Genomic DNA, 16,968 nt, shown 5'->3' on the forward strand with positions numbered 1-16,968 from the left:
CCGATGAGAGCCCCTCCGCGCCCGGGCTCGACCTGCTGCTCCGGTCCTCGCCGGAGTTGCCGCGTTGGGCCGCGGGCCTGCCCGCACCCGTCGTCACGGGGCTGACGGCGGACAGCCGCGCCGTCGCGCCCGGCTTCCTGTTCGCCGCCCTGCCCGGCGCGCGCGCCGATGGCCGCGCCTTCATTGCCGATGCCGTCGCGCGCGGCGCCGCCGCCGTGCTGGCGCCCACCGGGACGGCCTGGCCCGAGGGCGTGGCGCCGCGGCCGCTGCTGGCCGCCGAGGACCCGCGCCGCGCGCTCGCGCTGCTCGCGGCTGCCTTCCATGGGGCGCAGCCGCGCATCGTGGTCGCGGTGACGGGGACCAACGGCAAGACGAGCACGGTCGACTTCCTGCGCCAGGTCTGGGCGGCGGCGGGGCTGCGCGCCGCCTCGCTCGGCACGCTCGGCCTGCGGGCGGAGGGGTTCGCGCCCGGCCCCTCGCTGACCACGCCGGATCCGGTCGCGCTGCATGCCACGCTCGCCGCGCTCGCGCGCGCACGCGTGGAGGCGGCGGCGATGGAGGCGTCTTCCCACGGGATCGACCAGCGCCGGCTGGACGGCGTGGCGCTGGCGGCCGCGGCCTTCACCAACCTGACGCGCGACCACCTGGACTACCACGGCAGCATGGCGGCGTACCGTGCGGCCAAGCTCCGCCTGTTCGACACGCTGCTGCCGGCCGGCGCGCCGGCGGTGGCGCATGCGGGGATGGAGGCCGGGACCCTCGATGCGCTGCGCGGCATCGCGGCGCGGCGCGGCCTGCGCCTGCTGACGGTGGGCGAGGACGGGGATGCGGTGCGGCTGGTCGCCCAGCGCCCGACCCCGGCGGGGCAGGAGATCCGCCTCGACGCCTTCGGCCGGCGGGAGGACCTCGTCCTCGCCCTGCCCGGCCGCTTCCAGGCGGACAATGCGATGGTCGCGCTGGCGCTCGCGGTCGGCTGCGGGATGGAGGCGGCGCGCGCGGCCGCGCTGCTGCCGCGCCTCATGGGCGTGCGGGGGCGGATGGAACTGGCGGCGAGGCTGCCGAACGGCGCCGCCGTCTATGTGGACTACGCCCACACGCCGGATGCGCTGGAACGGCTGCTCGCCGCCCTGCGCCCGCATGTGGCGCCGGGGGCACGGCTGCATGTGCTGTTCGGCGCCGGCGGCGACCGCGACCCGGGCAAGCGCCCGCTGATGGGCGCCGCCGCGGCGCGCCATGCCGATCTCTGCTGGGTGACGGACGACAACCCCCGCAGCGAGGACCCGGCCGCGATCCGCCGCGCCGTGCTGGCCGGCTGCCCGGGCGGGGTGGATGCGGGCGAACGCGCCGACGCCATCGCGCGGGCCATGTCGGCGCTCCGCCCCGGCGACGTGCTGGCGGTGGCGGGCAAGGGGCATGAGAGCGGGCAGACCATCGGCGCCGTGACGCATCCCTTCGACGACGCCGCGCTGGTGCGCGGCCTGGCTGGGGGAGCCGCGGCATGACCCCGCTCTGGACCGCGGCGGAGCTGCGGGCGGCGACCGGCGGCAGCCTGGCCGGCGAGGGCGGCGCGACCGGCGTGTCGATCGACAGCCGCGCCATCGCGCCGGGCGACCTGTTCGTGGCGCTGCGAGATGCGCGGGACGGGCATGATTTCGTCGCGGATGCGCTGGCGCGCGGCGCCGCGCTTGCCATGGTGGACCGCGACCCGCCCGGCGTCGCGCCCGGTGCCCCGCTGCTGCGGGTGGCGGACACGCTGACGGGACTGGGCGCGCTGGGCGCCGCGGGGCGGGCGCGCAGCGGGGCGCGGGTGGTGGGCGTGACCGGCAGCGTCGGCAAGACGACCACGAAGGAGATGCTGCGCCTCGTCCTCGCCGCGCTCGGCCCCACCCATGCCTCGGCGGCGAGCCACAACAACCACTGGGGCGTGCCGCTGACCCTCGCGCGGCTGCCGCGCGACGCCCGCTTCGCGGTGGTCGAGATGGGGATGAACAACCGCCACGAGATCGCGCCGCTCTCGCGCCTCGCGCGGCCGCATGTGGCGGTGGTCACGGCGATCGGCACCGCGCATATCGGCCATCTCGGCAGCCAGGCCGCGATCGCGGAGGAGAAGGCCGACATCGTGCTGGGGCTGGAGCCGGGCGGCGCCGCGGTCCTGCCCGCCGACACGCCCTTCCTGCCGCGGCTCCGTGCCCGCGCGGCGGAAACGGGGGCCACGGTCGCCACCTTCGGCGAGGCGGCCGAGGCGGATGCCCGGCTGCTGTCCTGGCGCGGCGACGCGACGGGGGTGGACGCCGAGATCGAACTGCGCGGCGCGGTGCTGCCGGTGCGCATCGGCGCGCCCGGGCACCACATGGCGCTGAACGCCTGCGCGGTGCTGGCGGCGGTGGCCGCGCTCGGCGCCGATGCAGGCCGGGCGGCCGCGGCGCTGGCGCTGTTCGGCGCGGGGGCGGGGCGCGGGCAGCGGGTGGCGCTGCGCCTGCCCTCCGGCAACGCGACGCTGATCGACGACAGCTACAACGCCTCCCCCGCCTCGATCCGGGCGGGGCTCGACGTGCTGGCGGCGCAGCCGGCGGCACGGCGCATCGTCGCGCTCGGCGACATGCGGGAGCTGGGGGCGGAGGCGCCGGCGATGCATGCGGAGCTGGCCGGGGATGTCGCGCGGGTGGCGGACCTCGTATTCTGCTGCGGCCCGCTGACCGGCCACCTGTTCGCCGCGCTGCCCCCCGCGCGGCGCGGCGCGCACCTGCCGGACAGCGCGGCACTGGCGCCGTTGCTGGCCGCCGCGATCCGTCCGGGCGACGCGGTGCTGGTGAAGGGTTCGCTCGGCAGCCGGATGGCGCTCGTGGTCAGCGCGCTGAAACAACTGGACGCGAATGTCGGCATGGCCGGCGCAGGGGTGCTTTCGTGATCTTCAACCTGCTCTCGCCGCTTGCCGACGAGTTCATCCTGTTCAACCTGATCCGCTACACGACCTTCCGCGCCGGCGCCGCCTGCATGACCGCGCTGTTCCTGGCGCTGTTCTTCGGGCCGGCCATCATCCGCTACCTGCGCGCCACGCAGAACGGCGGCCAGCCGATCCGCGAGGACGGGCCGCAGAGCCACCTGGTGACGAAGAAGGGCACGCCGACGATGGGCGGCGTGCTGATCCTGTTCGCGCTGGCGGTGTCCACGCTGCTGTGGGCGGACCTGCGCAACGGCTTCGTCTGGGCGGTGCTGCTGGTGACGCTGGGCTATGGCGCGCTGGGCTTCGCGGATGACTGGCTGAAGGTCACGAAGCGCAACACCAAGGGGGTGTCGGGGCGGCAGAAGCTGGTGGCGCAGGCCGCCATCGGCGCGGTGGCCGCTGTCTGGATCGCCTGGCTGATGCCGCCCGGCCTCGGCGACAAGCTGGCCTTCCCGGTCTTCAAGGAGGCGCTGCTGCCGCTCGGCCTCGCCTTCCCCATCCTGGCGATGCTGGTGATGATGGGCGCGTCCAACGCGGTGAACCTGACCGACGGGCTGGACGGGCTGGCGATCGTGCCGGTGATGATCGCGGCGGGGGTCTTCGGGCTGATCGCCTACCTCGTCGGCAACCGCGTCTTCGCGGACTACCTGCAGCTGCATTTCGTGCCGGGCACGGGCGAACTGGCAGTGTTCCTCTCGGCGCTGATCGGCGCGGGGCTCGGCTTCCTGTGGTTCAACGCGCCGCCCGCGGCGGTCTTCATGGGCGACACCGGCAGCCTGTCGATCGGCGGCGCGCTCGGCGCGGTCGCGGTTGCGACCAAGCACGAGATCGTGCTGGCCATCGTGGGCGGGCTGTTCGTGGTGGAGACGCTGTCGGTCATCATCCAGGTCTTCTGGTTCAAGCGCACCGGGCAGCGCGTCTTCCTGATGGCGCCGCTGCACCACCATTTCGAGAAGAAGGGCTGGGCGGAGCCCACCATCGTCATCCGTTTCTGGATCATCGCCATGGTGCTGGCGCTGGTCGGCCTGTCGACGCTGAAGATCCGATGAGCGCGCCGGGCCGCGAAGCGCCGCAGGGGCGCAACCCGGACATGGCCGGCGGGCCGCGCTTCGCACCCTTCGCGGGGGAACGCGTGGCGCTGGTGGGCCTCGGCCGCGCCGGGCTGCCGGCGGCGCTGCGCCTGCGCGACTGGGGCGCCGAAGTGACGGTGTGGGACGACCGGGCGGAGGCGCGCGCGGCGGCCGAGGCCGCAGGGCTCGCGCTGCGCGACGTCTCCTCCGGCCCCTTCCCGGCCGATGCATTGCTGCTCTCGCCCGGCATACCCCATGCAATGCCCAGCCCGCACCCCGCCGCCGAACGCGCGCGGGACGCGGGGGTGCCGATCCTCTGCGACGTGGAGTACCTGTTCCGCGCGGTCCGCGCCGCGGGCAGCGGGGCGGCCTTCGTCGGCATCACCGGCACCAACGGGAAGTCCACCACGACGGCACTGGTCCACCACCTGCTGCGCGGCGCGGGGCGGGTGGCGGAGGTCGGCGGCAATCTTGGCCCCGCGGCGCTCGGCCTCAAGATGTTGGGGTCGGACGGCGTATACACACTCGAAATGTCGTCTTACATGTTGGAGCGAATCGCAACGGTCGTCTTCAACCTGGGCGTGATGCTGAACCTCAGCCCCGATCACCTCGACCGTCACGGGAGCATGGCCGGCTATGCCGCTGCGAAGGCGCGCATCTTCGCCGGACAGCGCCCGGAGGATCTTGCCGTGCTGGGCCAGGACGACCCGATGACGGCGGCGATGGCGCCGGCGGTGACGGCGCGCCTGGTGCCGATCTCGGGCCGGCGCCGGGTGGCGGGCGGGATCTGGGCGGAGGGGATGTCGCTGCGCGACGAGGCGGGCGAGATCGCGGACCTGCGCGCCGCCCCGGCCCTGCCCGGCGCGCACAACGCGCAGAATGCGGCGGCCGCGGCGGCGGTGGCCTTCGGGCTCGGCCTGACGCGGGCGCAGGTGGCGGCGGGGCTGGCCGGCTTCCCCGGGCTGGCGCACCGGCAGGAAGGGGTGGGCAGCCTCGGCGGCGTCGCCTTCGTCAACGACAGCAAGGCGACCAACGTGGACAGCGCGGCGCGCGCGCTCGGGTCCTATGACCGCGTGGTGTGGATCGCGGGGGGGATGGGCAAGGAAGGCGGGATCGAGGGGCTGGCGCCCTTCTTCCCGCGCATCGCCCGCGCCTTCCTGATCGGGCGCGACGCGGCCGCCTTCGCGCAGACGCTCGCCGAGGCCGGCGTCCCGCACGAGGTCGCGGGCACGCTGGAGGCTGCGGTCCCGGCCGCCGCGGCGGCCGCGCTCGGCGGCGCGGCGCCGGTGGTGCTGCTGTCGCCCGCCGCGGCCAGCTTCGACCAGTTCACCGGCTTCGATGCGCGCGGCGACCGCTTCCGCGCGCTGGTGCGGGCGATGATCGCCGGCGCCGCAGGCTCGCCCGGGGGGAAGGCCGCATGATCGCCGTCTCGCGCGCGGACACGTCCCGCCTCGGCCGCTGGTGGTGGACGGTGGACCGCTGGACGCTGGCGGCGCTGCTGGCGCTGATCGGCTTCGGCTACGTGATGATGCTGGCGGCGTCGCCCGCGGTGGCGGAACGCATCGGCGCCTCGTCGCGCAACATGTTCTTCCTGCGCCAGATCTTCTACCTCGGCGCCGCGACGGCTGTGATGCTGGCGGTCTCCACGCTGAACGTGAAGGAGGTGCGGCTGCTCGCCTGGCTCGGCTTTGCGGGGGCGCTGCTGCTGGTGGCGGCGACGCTGGTGGCGGGGGTGGAGATCAAGGGCGCGCGGCGCTGGCTGTCGCTGCCCGGCATCGGGTCGCTGCAACCGTCGGAATTCCTGAAGCCGTGCTTCGCCGTGGTGGCCGCCTGGCTGGTCGCCGAGGGCAAGGTGAACCGGCGCTGGGGCGCGACAATCCTCGCCATCGCGCTCTACCTGCTCATCGCGGGCCTGCTGAAGGGCCAGCCGGACATCGGGATGCTGCTGGTGGTCACCGCGGTGTTCTTCGCGCAGTTCTTCGTGGCGGGGCTGAACCTGTTCGCGGTGGGCTTCGTCGGCGCGCTCGGCGTGGCGGGGGCGGGGCTGGCCTATCTGCTGTTCCCGCACGTCCAGTCGCGCGTGCACCGCTTCCTCGACCCCGCGGCGGGCGACAACTACCAGGTGACGGTGGCGCTGGAGGCCTTCGGCAATGGCGGGCTGCTGGGCCGCGGCCCGGGCGAGGGGCGGGTGAAGAACGTCCTGCCCGACGCGCATGCCGACTTCGTCTTCGCCGTCGCGGGGGAGGAGTTCGGCCTGGTGATCTGCCTGGTCATCCTGGCGCTGTTCTGCTTCGTGGTGGTGCGCGGCCTGGTGCGGCTGCTGGGGGAGACGGACCTGTTCATCGTGCTGGCGGCATCGGGGCTGCTGACGCAGTTCGGGCTGCAGGCCTTCGTCAACATGGCGTCCTCGCTGCACCTGATCCCGACCAAGGGGATGACCCTGCCCTTCGTCAGCTATGGCGGGTCCTCGGTGCTGGCGATCGCGCTGGGGATGGGGTTCCTGCTGGCGCTGACGCGCCGGCGCCTGTCCCGCGCCGAGGATGAGCGATGATGCGCGGCCCCGTGGCACGCCCCATCGTGATCGCCGCCGGCGGCACCGGCGGCCACCTGTTCCCGGCCGAGGCGCTGGCGGCGGAGCTTGCGGCGCGCGGAGAGCGCATCGCGCTGATGACCGATGCGCGGAGCTCGGCCTATGAAAGCCCGGCCTTTGGCGGGGCGGAACGCTTCGTCCTGAAGGGCTCGGGCCTGGCCGGGCGGGGCGCGCGGGCGGCGGCGCGCGGCGCGCTGGCGCTGGCGGCGGGCACGATGGAGGCCCGCGGCATCCTGAAGCGGCTCGACGCGGCGGCGGTGGTGGGCTTCGGCGGCTACCCCTCGGTGCCGCCGCTGCTGGCGGCGCGCACGCTCGGCCGTGCCCGGCGGCCGGTGACGGCCCTGCACGAGCAGAACGCCGTGCTCGGCCGCGCCAACCGGATGCTGGCGCCGGGCGCGGACCTGCTGGCGCTGTCGGTGCAGGACACGACGAAGGTGCCGGCCTCGGCGCGGGTGGAGGTGGTGGGCAACCCCGTTCGCCCCGCGCTGGCGGCGCTGGCCGGGCAGCCCTATTCCCCGCCGGCGGAGGACGGGGTGATCCGGCTGCTGGTGCTGGGCGGGTCGCTCGGCGCGCGCGTGCTGGCGGATGTGGTGCCGGCGGCGGTGGCCTCACTGCCCGATGCGCTGCGCGCGCGGCTGGTGGTCACGCAGCAGACGCGGGCGGAGGACCTGCCGCGGGTCGAGACCGCGTATCGCGCGGCGGGCGTGCCGGCCGACCTGTCGCCCTTCTTCGGCGACGTCGCGGTGCGGCTTTCGGTCGCGCATCTGGTGATCGCGCGGGCGGGCGCCTCGACGGTGGCCGAACTCGCCTGCGCGGGTCGTCCTTCCATCCTGGTGCCGCTGCCGCACGCGATCGACGACCATCAGACCGCCAACGGAAGGTCCCTTGCCTCCGTCGGCGCGGCGTGGCTCATGCCGCAACCCGGCTTCACCCCCGATGCACTGGCCAGGCACCTGGCGGCGATGTTCGCCTCGCCGCCCGTGCTGGCGCGCGCGGCGGGGGCGGCGCAGGGGCTGGCGCGCCCGGATGCGGCGCGGCGGCTGGCCGACCTCGTCCTCTCCCTCGTGGCGCGCGCGGATGCGTTGCCGGAGCCCCGCTAGATGCGCGCCCTGCCCCTCTCGATCGGCCCCATCCACTTCGTCGGCATCGGCGGCATCGGCATGTCCGGCATCGCCGAGGTGCTGCACAACCTGGGCTATGCGGTCCAGGGCAGCGACATCTCGGAAGGCTACAACGTCGCCCGCCTGCGGGAGGCCGGGATCCCGGTGATGGTGGGCCATGACGCCGCCAACCTGGGCGCGGCGCAGGTCGTCGTCGTCTCCACCGCCGTCAGGCGCGACAACCCCGAGGTGCAGGCCGCCCGCGCGCGGCTGGTCCCCGTGGTGCGGCGCGCCGAGATGCTGGCGGAGCTGATGCGGCTGAAGTGGTCGGTCGCCATCGGCGGCACCCATGGCAAGACCACCACCACCAGCCTCGTCGCCGCCGTGCTGGAAGCCGCGCGGCTCGACCCCACCGTGATCAACGGCGGGATCATCAACGCCTATGGCACCAACACCCGCCTCGGCGCGGGCGACTGGATGGTGGTGGAGGCGGATGAGAGCGACGGCAGCTTCCTGAAGCTGCCCGCCGTGGTCGCCGTGGTGACCAACATGGACGCCGAGCACCTGGACCACTGGGGCACGGCCGAGGCGATGAAGGAAGGCTACGCCGCCTTCGTCGGCAACATCCCCTTCTACGGCTTCGCCGTGCTCTGCGCCGACCACCCGGAGGTGCAGGCGATGATCCCGCGCCTGTCGGACCGGCGGATCATCACCTACGGCTTCTCGCCGCAGGCGGATGTGCGGGCCGAACGCCTGATCACCGACCGCATGGGCGCCACCTTCGAGGTGGTGGTGCGCGACCGCGCCACCGGCCGCAGCCGCACCATGAAGCCGATGCGCCTGCCGATGCTGGGCAGCCACAACGTGCAGAACGCGCTTGCCGCCATCGCCATCGCCACCGAGATGGACGTGGACGAGCAGACGATCCGCACCGCGCTGGCCGGCTTCAAGGGCGTGAAGCGCCGCTTCACCCGCACGGGCGAGGCCGGGGGCATCACCATCATCGACGACTACGGCCACCACCCGGTGGAGATCGCGGCGGTGCTGAAGGCGGCGCGCCAGGCCGGCGCGCGCGACGTGGTGGCGGTGGTGCAGCCGCACCGCTACTCGCGCCTCGCCTCCCTGTTCGAGGATTTCTGCGCCTGCATGAACGACGCCGGCACGGTCATCGTCGCCGATGTCTACGCGGCGGGCGAGCAGCCGATGCCCGGCGTCGACCGCGACGCGCTGGTGGAGGGGCTGCGCGCGCGCGGGCACCGGTCCGTCGTGCCGCTGCCCGGGCCCGACAGCCTGGCGGAGATGGTGAACGCCATCGCGCGGGCGGGCGACTACGTGGTCTGCCTCGGCGCGGGCAACATCACCAACTGGGCGCATGCGCTTCCCGAACAGCTCGCCGCGCTGCAGACGCGCACGCGGCCGCGGCTGGTGGGCGGCAGCAAGTGAGGGCGGGGATGCAGGCGCACGCCGCCCTTCCCCCGTTGCGCGGGCGCGTGCAGCAGGGCGCGGCACTCGCGCCCCTCACCTGGTTCCGCGTCGGCGGGCCGGCGGAATGGCTGGTGCGCCCTGCGGATGCCGACGACCTGCTGCTGCTGCTGCGCGACCTGCCGGCGGAGATGCCGCTGACGGTGCTCGGCGCCGCGTCGAACACCATCATCCGCGACGGCGGCCTCCGCGGCGTGGTGGTGAAGCTCGGCGGGCGCGCCTTCGGCGCGGTCGAGGTGGAGGCGGACGGCATCGTCGCGGGCGCCGCGGCGCTGGATGCGACGGTTGCGGAACATGCCGCGGCGGCGGGTCTCGCGGGGCTCGAGTTTCTGTGCGGCATCCCGGGAACGCTGGGCGGGGCGGTCGCGATGAACGCCGGTGCCTACGGGGGCGAGGTGAAGGACGTGCTGGACTGGGCGGAGGTCGCGACGCCGCACGGGCTGCTGCGCCTTCCGGCCGAGGCGTTCCGCTTCGCCTATCGCCGCGCGGAACTGCCGCCGCGCTCGGTGGTGGTGCGCGCAAGGCTGCGCGCCGCGCCTGGCGATGCCGCGGCGATCGCGGCCCGCATGGCGGGGATCCGCGGCGCGCGGGAGGCGACGCAGCCCGTCCGCGCGCGCACCGGCGGGTCCACCTTCAAGAACCCGCCCGGCGCGCGCGCCTGGCAGCTGGTCGACGCGGCGGGCTGCCGCGGCCTGGTGCGCGGCGGCGCGCAGGTGTCCGAACTGCACGCGAATTTCCTGCTCAACACCGGCGGCGCCACGGCGGCCGACATCGAGGGCCTGGGCGAGGAGGTCCGCGCGCGCGTCAAGGCGCGGAGCGGGGTCGAACTGGAATGGGAGATCAGGCGCATCGGGGAGGCCGCGGCATGACGACGCGCGTTGCAGTGCTCCATGGCGGGGTCTCGGCCGAGCGCGAGGTCAGCCTTGCGACCGGGGCGCAGGTGATCGCGGCGCTGCGCCAGGGCGGCTTCGAGGTGACGGCGATCGAGGTCGGCCCCGACCTCGGCGCCGCGATCTCGGCGCTGCAGGCGGCGAAGCCGGATGCGGTGTTCAACGCGCTGCACGGCCGCTTCGGCGAGGATGGCTGCATCCAGGGCGTGCTGGACTGGCTCGGCCTGCCCTACACGCATTCCGGGCTGCGCGCTTCCGCGGTGGCGATGGACAAGGAAGCGGCCAAGGCCGCCTTCGCCGCGGCTGGCATCCCGGTGGCGGAAAGCCGTGTCGTCTCGCCCGAGGAGCTGGAGGCGGCGGACCCGCTGCCGCGCCCCTATGTGGTGAAGCCGGTGAACGAGGGGTCGTCCGTCGGCGTCGAGATCCTGCGCGACGGCGACAACCGCCGGGCCGAGATCGCGCGGCGCTGGAAGTTCGACCGCCGGATCATGGCGGAAGCCTTCATCCCGGGGCGGGAGCTGACGGTGGCGGTGATGGGCGACCGGCCTCTCGAGGTGACGGAGATCGCGACCGGCAACGTCTTCTACGACTACGAGGCGAAATACGCCGAGGGCGGCAGCCGGCACACGCTGCCCGCGCCGTTGCATCCTTCGGTGCGCGAGCAGGCGATGGCGATCGCGCTGCGGGCGCACCGGGCGCTCGGCTGCCGCGGCGTGTCCCGCGCCGACCTGCGCTATGACGACACGGCGGGGGAGCCGGGGCGCCTGTTCCTGCTCGAGGTGAACACCCAGCCCGGCATGACGCGCACCTCGCTGGTGCCGGAACAGGCGGCGCATGTCGGCATTCCCTTCCCCGAGCTCTGCGCCTGGATGGTGCGGGAGGCCCGGCATGGCCCGTAGCGCGACCCTCTCCGCCGGCCGTGCGCGGCGGGAGCCGGACCGGCCGAGCCGGCTGCGGCTGTGGTTGAAGCGGAGGCGCGGACTGGCCAGGCCGGCGGCGCTCGGGCTGCTCGGCCTCGGCGCGCTCGGCGCGGTGGCGGTCGGGCTGTATGCGGCCGATCCGGCGGGGCGGGTGCAGTCGGTCGTGGAGAACGCGGCGGAGATCGGGCTCGCGGCCGGGCTGCAGTACCGCGACCTCGTGCTGGAAGGGCACCGCAACACGCCGCCCGACCTGATTCGCGCGGCGCTCGGCGTCGAGCGCGGCGACCCGCTGCTGTCCTTCTCCCCGGTGGAAGCGCGCGCGCGGCTCGAGACCATCGCCTGGGTCGAGAGCGCGCATGTGGAACGCCGCTTCCCCGGCACGATCCTGGTCCGCCTGACGGAGCGCACGCCCTTCGCCATCTGGCAGAATGGCGGCCGCTTCGCGGTGATCGACCGCGAGGGCCGGGTGGTGACGACCGAGACGCTGGACGCCTTCGGCCCCCTGCCGCTGGTGGTCGGCGCGGGGGCGGAGCGGCAGGCGGCGGCGCTCCACGACCTGCTCGTCGCCCATGCCGAGGTGCTGCGCCGGACGCAGGCGATGGTGCGGGTCGGCGAGCGGCGGTGGAACCTGCGGCTGCACAACGGCGTGGACGTGCTGCTGCCCGAAGGCCAGGAGGCCCCGGCGCTGAACCGGCTGAACGAGCTGCATGCGCGGCATGCGCTGCTCGACCGGCCGCTGGTGGCGATCGACATGCGGCTGCCCGACCGGCTGGTGCTGCGCCAGCCGCCGGCGCCGGAGCCCGCGCAGCCCGTGCGGCGGGCGGGGAACCCCCGCGGATGAACGCGCTGCCCCGCCTTCCCGTGCCGGTCGATCCCGGGCCCGAGCGGCGGCGCCGCGGCGCGCGCGGCGGCCCCTTCGGCGTGCTCGACATCGGCACCACCAAGGTGGTCTGCCTCATCGCCCGCATCGAGGCCGATGGCGAGCCGCGGGTGCTGGGCTTCGGCTGGCAGCGCGGGCGGGGCGTGAAGGGCGGCTCCATCGTCGACCTGGAGGAGGCGGAGCGCGCGATCCGCGCCGCCGTCGGCCAGGCGGAGGAGATGAGCGACACGCAGCTTTCGGGCGCGATCGTCAACCTGTCCTGCGGGCAGCCGGATTCGCGGCTGGTGCATGTGCAATGGCCGATCGGCGGGCGCGCGGTGACGGAGGCGGACCTGCGCGCCATCCTGTCCGAAGGCCGCCGCCGTGGGCACGAGGACGGGCGGGAGACGGTGCACGGCTCTCCCGTGTCCTTCACCGTGGACGCCACGCCGGGGGTCGAGGACCCGCGCGGCATGGTGTGCGACACGCTCGGCGCGCGGGTACACCTGGTGGATGCGTCGCAGGCGGCGCTGCGCAACCTCGGCGCCTGCCTGCTGCGGTGCGACCTCGAGGTGGAGGAACTGGTCTCCGCGCCGCTGGCCGCCGGGCTGGCGACGCTGGTGGAGGACGAGAAGCGCATCGGCGCGACGGTGATCGACATGGGCGGGGGCACAACCTCGCTCGCGGTCTTCAGCGAGGGCCAGCTGATCCACACCGCGCAGATCCCGGTGGGCGGGTGGCAGGTGACCAACGACCTCGCCCGCGTGCTGTCCACCCCGATCAGCCATGCCGAGCGGCTGAAGACGCTCCATGGCGGCGCGCTGGCCGCGCAGGACGACGAGCGCGAGATGCTGCCCGTGCCGCTGGTGGGCGAGGACGAGGACCACATCGCCCGCGTGCCGCGCGCGATGGTGGTGAACATCATCCGCCCCCGGCTCGAGGAAACCTTCGAGATGGTGCGGGAGAGGCTGGAGCAGGCCGGCGTCGCGAAGGAGGCTGGCACCCGCGTGGTGCTGACCGGCGGCGCGAGCCAGCTGATCGGCGCGCGCGAGCTTGCCGCGCGCGTGCTGGACCGGCAGGTGCGCATCGGCCGCCCGCGCGGCGTGCGCGGCCTGCCGGAGACCGCCGGCGGCCCGCCCTTCGCCGCCGCCATCGGGCTGCTGGCCTGGGGCGCGGGCGAAGGCCGCCCCCTGGTCGACATCGCGCCGGGGCCGGACCGGCCGCGCGGCGTGGTGCGGCGCGTGATCGACTTCGTGCGGACGCGGCTGTGATGCGCCGCGCCGCGCCCTTCCCCCTTCGTCCCGCCGCCGCGCGCCGATGGCGCAGCATCGTCGCGATGCGTGCAGGAACGACGACGTCCGCCACCCCCCCTTTCCCCGACTCCGCCGCGCAAGGTTGAGATCAAGCAGGAGGCCCCGCCAATGACCCTGAACCTGACCATCCCGAGCCACCAGCACACCGATTTCAGCCCGCGCATCACCGTCGTCGGCGTCGGCGGCGGCGGCACGAATGCCGTGAACAACATGGTGGCCATGGGCCTCGACGGGGTGGAGTTCCTCGTCGCGAACACCGACGCGCAGTCGCTGGTGAACAGCAAGGCGGACCGCCGCGTGCAGCTCGGCCCGCACCTGACGCAGGGGCTCGGCGCCGGCGCCAAGCCCGAGATCGGCCGTGCCGCGGCCGAGGAGGCGACGGAGGAGCTGGCGCGGCACCTCGACGGCAGCCACATGGTCTTCGTCACCGCCGGCATGGGCGGCGGCACCGGCACGGGGGCGGCTCCGGTCATCGCGCGCATGGCGCGGGAGAGGGGAATCCTGACGGTCGGCGTGGTGACCAAGCCCTTCGACTTCGAGGGGCCGAAGCGCAAGAAGTCCGCCGATGCGGGCATCGAGGAGCTGCAGCAGTTCGTCGACACGCTGATCGTCATCCCGAACCAGAACCTGTTCAGGCTGGCCAATGAGCGCACGACCTTCGCCGAGGCGTTCAAGATGGCGGACAACGTGCTCTACATGGGCGTGCGCGGCGTGACCGACCTGATGGTCAACCCGGGCCTCGTCAACCTCGACTTCGCCGACATCCGCACGGTGATGGCGGAGATGGGCAAGGCGATGATGGGCACCGGCGAGGCCGAGGGCGAGGAGCGCGCGGTGAAGGCGGCGGAAGCCGCCATCAGCAACCCGCTGCTGGAGGACACCTCCATGCGCGGCGCGCGCGGCGTGCTGATCAACATCACCGGCGGCTACGACATGACGCTGTTCGAGGTGGACGAGGCCGCGAACCGCATCCGCAAGGAAGTGGACGAGGACGCGAACATCATCTTCGGCTCCTCGATCGACGAGGACATGAACGGCCGCATCCGCGTCAGCGTCGTCGCGACCGGCATCGACGCGCGCGAGCGCGAGGCGGAGCGCCCGAAGCTCGTCGCGATGGGTGGCGGCGCGGCGGTGCAGGCCGTGGCAACCCAGCACGCGCCGCAGCCGCAGCCGCAGCGCGGCCCGGGCGGCTTCACCCCGCGCGTGGCCGTGGCCGCCGCGCCCGCGCCCGCCGCGATGCGCCCGGCCCAAGCCTTCGTCGCCCCGGCGCAGGTGGCCCCCGCTCAGCCGGCGCCGCTGGAAGCCCCCCCGGTGGCCGAGGCGCCGGTGGTGCTGAGCCACCAGGCCGAGCCCGCCCTGCGTGCCCCCGCCGCGACCCGCGCCCCGGCCCAGCCCGCACCGGCCGCCGGCGCCTTCAACGGGCTGTTCCGCCGCGCAACCGGCCTGATGCGGCGCGACGTGCCGGACGCCGCCCCGACCCCGCAGGCTGCCCCGGCCCCGCGGGCCGAGCCGGCTGCCCCTCGGCCCCAGGCGCGGCCCGCGCAGCACGACGAGGCGGGGCTCGACATTCCGGCCTTCCTGCGGCGGCAGAGCAACTGAGGCCGGAATAGGGCGATTTCGCGCCGCAGCAACCCTTCATTAACAGGGACTTGCGGCGTAATATCGCGAAACAAGGCTTGAATGGCGCCCCGGCGGCGTGGGTGGCATCACCCACTTCCCGGGGCGCCGTCATGTTCGGCGCGCTGCGGGCCATGACCGGCCGACAGACAGGCCATCGGGGGAATGTCAGCGGATTGCGCCCCTTTCCGGGGCGGGGCCGATGACGTCATCAGGGGCTGAACGCGCATGGACGGATTCCTTTCGATCGACCGGGCCCGGCGTCGCACGCTGAAGACGGCGATCGGCTGTGTCGGCGTCGGGCTGCACAGCGGGCGGCGCGTGTCGCTGACGCTGCGGCCGGCCGCCGCGGGCAGCGGGATCGTCTTCCGCCGCACCGATCTCGGCATCGACATTCCGGCGCGCTTCGACCGCGTGGTGGACACCCGGCTCTGCACCGCGCTCGTCGCCGAGGAGGCGCCGCAGGCGCGCATCGGCACGGTGGAGCACCTGATGGCCGCGCTGGCCGGCACCGGCGTGACCGACGCGCTGGTCGAGCTGGACGCCGCCGAGGTGCCCATCCTCGATGGCTCCGCCGCCCCCTTCGTCTTCCTCATCGACTGCGCCGGCACCGTCGCGCTCGGCGCGGCCGCCCCGGTGGTCGAGGTGCTGCGCCCGGTCCGCGTCGAGGAACGCGGGGCCCATGCCGAGCTGCTGCCCGCCGCGACGCCAGGCTTCGAGGCGACGCTGTCCATCGACTTCCCCGGCACCGTCATCGGCCAGCAGCGCCTGGCGATGCGGGTGACGCCGGCCGCCTTCCGGGCCGGCCTGATGGATGCGCGGACCTTCACCCTGGCGGAGGAGATCGCGCGGCTTCGCGCGGCCGGCCTGGCGCAGGGCGGCAGCCTCGACAATGCCGTGGTGGTGGACGGGCCGCTGGTGCTGAACCCCGGCGGGCTGCGTCGGCCGGACGAATTCGTGCGGCACAAGCTGCTCGACGTCGTGGGCGACCTGGCGCTGGCCGGGGCGTCCCTGTCGGCGCGCTTCGTCGGCCATCGTTCGGGCCATGCGCTGAACAACAAGCTGCTGCGGGCGCTGTTCGCCGACCGCGCCGCCTGGCGCCTGGTGGAAGGCGAGGTCCTGGCCGACGGCGTCGCCACCCGCCTGCCCGCCGCAGCCGCCCCGGCGATGGCCTGACGCCGTCCCGGCGATGGCCTGACGCCGTCCCGGCGATGGCCTGACATCGCCCCGGGCCGACTTTCCCCGACCCGGGCGCCTTGCCCGCACCGCGCCCGGACGTGGTATAGGGATGCCCCCATGCGCGACCGGTCCCCGATGCTCCGACGTCTGCTTCTGATCCTTCCGCTCCTGCTGCCCCTGGCCGCCTGCGGCACCAATGCCTGGGATGGCCGGATGGCCAGCATCGGCGCGTCCCGCAACGCCGCGGCCGAGGATACCTCGGCCGAGGGGCTCTATGCCGCGGGGATGGAGGCGCTGGACCGCCGCGAATTCGCCCGCGCGGTGGACCGCTTCGACATGGTCGAGCGCGAGCACCCCTATTCGCCCTTCGCGACCAACGCGAAGCTGATGTCGGCCTATGCCGAGTACCAGCGCAACCGCTACACCGAGGCGATCGGCGGCCTCGACCGCTTCATCCAGCTGCACCCGGCGCATCGCGACATCGCCTATGCCTACTACCTGCGCGCGCTGTCCTATTACGAGCAGATCAACGACACGCAGCGCGACCAGCGCATCACCGAACAGGCCATGGCGGCGCTGCAGGACGTTGCGAACCGCTTCCCCGGCACGCCCTATGCGCGCGACGCGCGGCTGAAGATGGACCTCGCGCGCGACCACCTGGCGGGGCGCGAGATGGTGGTGGGCCGCTTCTACCAGAACCGTCGGCTCTACGCCGCCGCGATCGGCCGCTTCCGCCGTGTGGTGGACGAATACCAGACCACCAACCACGTCCCCGAGGCGCTGCACCGCCTGACCGAGCTGTACCTGACCCTCGGCCTGACGGAGGAAGCGCGGCGCACGGCCTCCGTGCTCGGCCACAACTACCCGGGCAGCCCCTGGTACCAGGACAGCTACGCGCTGCTGGTGGCGGGCGCGGAACCGGCCGAGATCGACCGGCCGGGCTTCCTGCGCCGCGCGGCCAGCACCCTGTCGCTGGGGCTGTTCTGATCCCTCCGCCGATGGGC

At 74.2% G+C, this 16,968-nt stretch carries 14 protein-coding genes; all 14 read left to right on the plus strand.

Annotated elements, in window-relative coordinates; all coding sequences use genetic code 11:
- Nucleotides 1–56: 56 nt before the first annotated feature.
- Nucleotides 57–1,502, plus strand: coding sequence for a UDP-N-acetylmuramoyl-L-alanyl-D-glutamate--2,6-diaminopimelate ligase (locus ACK8OX_RS13980; protein ID WP_430664873.1), 1,446 nt, complete (start codon nt 57–59; stop codon nt 1,500–1,502).
- Nucleotides 1,499–2,908: a UDP-N-acetylmuramoyl-tripeptide--D-alanyl-D-alanine ligase gene (locus ACK8OX_RS13985; RefSeq protein WP_430664758.1), complete on the plus strand. Its 1,410-nt coding sequence runs from the start codon at nt 1,499–1,501 to the stop codon at nt 2,906–2,908. The genes ACK8OX_RS13980 and ACK8OX_RS13985 overlap by 4 nt, the downstream gene beginning before the upstream one ends.
- A complete protein-coding gene (gene mraY / locus ACK8OX_RS13990) occupies nt 2,905–3,993 on the plus strand; it encodes a phospho-N-acetylmuramoyl-pentapeptide-transferase (protein ID WP_430664759.1) in 1,089 nt (362 codons plus the stop codon). Before ACK8OX_RS13985 ends, mraY begins: the two co-directional genes overlap by 4 nt.
- A 41-nt stretch (nt 3,994–4,034) precedes the next feature.
- Complete coding sequence (murD, locus tag ACK8OX_RS13995) at nt 4,035–5,435, plus strand: UDP-N-acetylmuramoyl-L-alanine--D-glutamate ligase (protein ID WP_430664874.1); 1,401 nt, start codon at nt 4,035–4,037, stop codon at nt 5,433–5,435.
- Complete coding sequence (locus ACK8OX_RS14000) at nt 5,432–6,565, plus strand: FtsW/RodA/SpoVE family cell cycle protein (protein ID WP_430664761.1); 1,134 nt, start codon at nt 5,432–5,434, stop codon at nt 6,563–6,565. Before murD ends, ACK8OX_RS14000 begins: the two co-directional genes overlap by 4 nt.
- Nucleotides 6,562–7,704, plus strand: coding sequence for an undecaprenyldiphospho-muramoylpentapeptide beta-N-acetylglucosaminyltransferase (gene murG / locus ACK8OX_RS14005; RefSeq protein ID WP_430664762.1), 1,143 nt, complete (start codon nt 6,562–6,564; stop codon nt 7,702–7,704). The genes ACK8OX_RS14000 and murG overlap by 4 nt, the downstream gene beginning before the upstream one ends.
- Entirely contained in the window at nt 7,705–9,147 is a 1,443-nt protein-coding gene (murC, locus tag ACK8OX_RS14010; protein ID WP_430664763.1) for a UDP-N-acetylmuramate--L-alanine ligase, read from the plus strand.
- Nucleotides 9,148–9,155: 8 nt separating this feature from the next.
- A complete protein-coding gene (gene murB / locus ACK8OX_RS14015) occupies nt 9,156–10,055 on the plus strand; it encodes a UDP-N-acetylmuramate dehydrogenase (protein WP_430664764.1) in 900 nt (299 codons plus the stop codon).
- Complete coding sequence (locus tag ACK8OX_RS14020) at nt 10,052–10,975, plus strand: D-alanine--D-alanine ligase (protein WP_430664765.1); 924 nt, start codon at nt 10,052–10,054, stop codon at nt 10,973–10,975. Before murB ends, ACK8OX_RS14020 begins: the two co-directional genes overlap by 4 nt.
- Nucleotides 10,965–11,837, plus strand: a complete 873-nt coding sequence (locus ACK8OX_RS14025; RefSeq protein ID WP_430664767.1) for a cell division protein FtsQ/DivIB — start codon at nt 10,965–10,967, stop codon at nt 11,835–11,837. Before ACK8OX_RS14020 ends, ACK8OX_RS14025 begins: the two co-directional genes overlap by 11 nt.
- On the plus strand, nt 11,834–13,126 hold the full coding sequence (ftsA, locus tag ACK8OX_RS14030) for a cell division protein FtsA (RefSeq protein WP_430664768.1): 1,293 nt from the start codon (nt 11,834–11,836) through the stop codon (nt 13,124–13,126). The genes ACK8OX_RS14025 and ftsA overlap by 4 nt, the downstream gene beginning before the upstream one ends.
- A gap of 150 nt (nt 13,127–13,276) precedes the next feature.
- Nucleotides 13,277–14,767, plus strand: a complete 1,491-nt coding sequence (ftsZ, locus tag ACK8OX_RS14035) for a cell division protein FtsZ (protein WP_430664770.1) — start codon at nt 13,277–13,279, stop codon at nt 14,765–14,767.
- A gap of 246 nt (nt 14,768–15,013) precedes the next feature.
- Nucleotides 15,014–15,961, plus strand: a complete 948-nt coding sequence (gene lpxC, locus ACK8OX_RS14040) for a UDP-3-O-acyl-N-acetylglucosamine deacetylase (protein ID WP_430664772.1) — start codon at nt 15,014–15,016, stop codon at nt 15,959–15,961.
- A 138-nt stretch (nt 15,962–16,099) separates the two neighbouring features.
- On the plus strand, nt 16,100–16,951 hold the full coding sequence (locus tag ACK8OX_RS14045) for an outer membrane protein assembly factor BamD (RefSeq protein ID WP_430664774.1): 852 nt from the start codon (nt 16,100–16,102) through the stop codon (nt 16,949–16,951).
- Nucleotides 16,952–16,968: the final 17 nt, after the last annotated feature.

This window comes from Falsiroseomonas sp. CW058 (assembly GCF_050563535.1).
Lineage (GTDB): Bacteria > Pseudomonadota > Alphaproteobacteria > Acetobacterales > Acetobacteraceae > Falsiroseomonas.

Bases quoted from the DNA above. Each gene is read 5' to 3' on its own strand.
- ftsA (WP_430664768.1), top strand. From the start codon at position 11,834: ATGAACGCGCTGCCCCGCCTTCCCGTGCCGGTCGATCCCGGGCCCGAG.
- murB (WP_430664764.1), top strand. From the start codon at position 9,156: ATGCAGGCGCACGCCGCCCTTCCCCCGTTGCGCGGGCGCGTGCAGCAG.
- ACK8OX_RS14020 (WP_430664765.1), top strand. From the start codon at position 10,052: ATGACGACGCGCGTTGCAGTGCTCCATGGCGGGGTCTCGGCCGAGCGC.
- murD (WP_430664874.1), top strand. From the start codon at position 4,035: ATGGCCGGCGGGCCGCGCTTCGCACCCTTCGCGGGGGAACGCGTGGCG.
- ACK8OX_RS14045 (WP_430664774.1), top strand. From the start codon at position 16,100: ATGCTCCGACGTCTGCTTCTGATCCTTCCGCTCCTGCTGCCCCTGGCC.
- ftsZ (WP_430664770.1), top strand. From the start codon at position 13,277: ATGACCCTGAACCTGACCATCCCGAGCCACCAGCACACCGATTTCAGC.
- murC (WP_430664763.1), top strand. From the start codon at position 7,705: ATGCGCGCCCTGCCCCTCTCGATCGGCCCCATCCACTTCGTCGGCATC.
- ACK8OX_RS14000 (WP_430664761.1), top strand. From the start codon at position 5,432: ATGATCGCCGTCTCGCGCGCGGACACGTCCCGCCTCGGCCGCTGGTGG.
- murG (WP_430664762.1), top strand. From the start codon at position 6,562: ATGATGCGCGGCCCCGTGGCACGCCCCATCGTGATCGCCGCCGGCGGC.
- lpxC (WP_430664772.1), top strand. From the start codon at position 15,014: ATGGACGGATTCCTTTCGATCGACCGGGCCCGGCGTCGCACGCTGAAG.
- ACK8OX_RS14025 (WP_430664767.1), top strand. From the start codon at position 10,965: ATGGCCCGTAGCGCGACCCTCTCCGCCGGCCGTGCGCGGCGGGAGCCG.
- ACK8OX_RS13985 (WP_430664758.1), top strand. From the start codon at position 1,499: ATGACCCCGCTCTGGACCGCGGCGGAGCTGCGGGCGGCGACCGGCGGC.